The organism is Floccifex sp., from assembly GCF_051873555.1.
Classification (GTDB): domain Bacteria; phylum Bacillota_I; class Bacilli_A; order Erysipelotrichales; family Erysipelotrichaceae; genus Floccifex.
The window spans coordinates 1-1,478 of the sequence record NZ_JBJEEY010000153.1; the positions used below are offsets into that span (position 1 = coordinate 1).

The 1,478-nt window shown below is 31.1% G+C and carries 2 protein-coding genes; one reads left to right on the forward strand and one right to left on the reverse strand.

The window, feature by feature from the left end:
* Positions 1–19 precede the first annotated feature (19 nt).
* Entirely contained in the window at positions 20–529 is a 510-nt protein-coding gene (locus ACI32A_RS08680; RefSeq protein ID WP_439754661.1) for a DUF1836 domain-containing protein, read from the reverse strand.
* Between the two features lie 100 nt (positions 530–629).
* On the opposite strand from ACI32A_RS08680, the gene ACI32A_RS08685 reads away from it, so the two are divergent.
* Positions 630–1,448: a DegV family protein gene (locus ACI32A_RS08685; protein WP_439754662.1), complete on the forward strand. Its 819-nt coding sequence runs from the start codon at positions 630–632 to the stop codon at positions 1,446–1,448.
* Positions 1,449–1,478: the final 30 nt, after the last annotated feature.

A 1,478-nucleotide genomic window follows, 5' to 3' on the forward strand; every position in this document is an offset into this window, starting at 1 on the left:
ATAGGAATAAAAAGATTAATTATTCATGTATTTGTTCATGAAGCATTTCAAAGCTTTTTTCTAAATAGATTTTATGCGCAAAGGTCATAATGGTATTGCGTAATAAAGCTTTGGGAAAGTTTTCATCTTTTCCAACACTGTCTAAATGATCTTTGATACCAAATATATAATATAAAATATTTTCAAATTCAGTTTTAAAATAATCAAAAGCGGTTTTATTGTCATAAGACTTATCTTTTAATTCAATGAGTAATTGAATATCTTCTAAAGAAATAACAGTTTTTGCCAGAGTTAAATAAATTAAAACCGCAATTTGATCTCGAGAATATTTCTTTTTTACGGGATTGGAAATCAATCCTTTTTTTACATAATTACTAATCATGGATTTCGTGACTTTTTCATGGGTTAAAGGATATAAAATCTCATTGATATAGTCTTGTGTCTGTTCTAAATATAAACCGACATTGGGTATTTCCATATACGATGGAAAATGAAATTGACGAATTTCTTCTTGTATTTTTTGATTCATAGTATATCACCTGATTGTATTATAGCACGTTTTAAAGGTTTTTGGAAAACTCTTGACAGAGTATTAAAGAACGCATAATATGGTTGTAGAGGTGCATAAAATGAATTATAAAATTGTGACAGATTCATCTTCAAATGAATTTCATTTAGAAGGTATTCCCTATCAAACTGTTCCTTTACGCATTCGAACAGAACAAAAAGAATACGTAGACAATGAAGATTTAGATGTAAAAGAAATGGTAGAGGATTTAAAAGTCATTAAATCCAAGAGTTCCACTTCTTGTCCAAATGCAGGAGAATGGATGGAAGCTTTTGAAGATGCCGATGTCATCTTTGCGATTACCATTAGTTCAAAATTATCGGGCAGCTATAATGCAGCTTGTATTGCCAGAGATGAATTTCCGGATAAGAAAATTGAAGTCATTGATTCTTTGAGTACTGGAGCGGAGATGCAGCTGATTGTTGAAAAAATTCTTTCTTGTATCACTCAGAAAATGGAATTTGAAGATATTGTATCTTCTGTGCATGAATATCAAAATCATATTCATTTATTATTTGCGTTAGAATCGATGAATAATTTAGCAAATAATGGTCGTGTTTCTCCAATTATTGCCAAGGGAGCTGGTTTAATTGGGATTCGTCTGATTGGACAAGCGAAAGATGGTGTCATTGATATGGTCACAAAGGCAAGAGGAAGAAATAAAACCATTAAGTCTTTGGTTTCCATTATTAAAGAAAAAGGATACAATGGTGGTAAGTTAAGAATCGATCATGTATTCAATGAAGAATGTGCCAATCAGTTAAAAGAAAGCATACTACAGGAATTTCCACAGGCACAAATTGTCATTGGAACGTGTAAAGGTTTGTGTAGTTTTTATGCAGAATCAGGTGGTATGATTGTCGGATTTGATGATTTGTAAGAAAAAAGTAGTAATTATTGGAAATGGTGT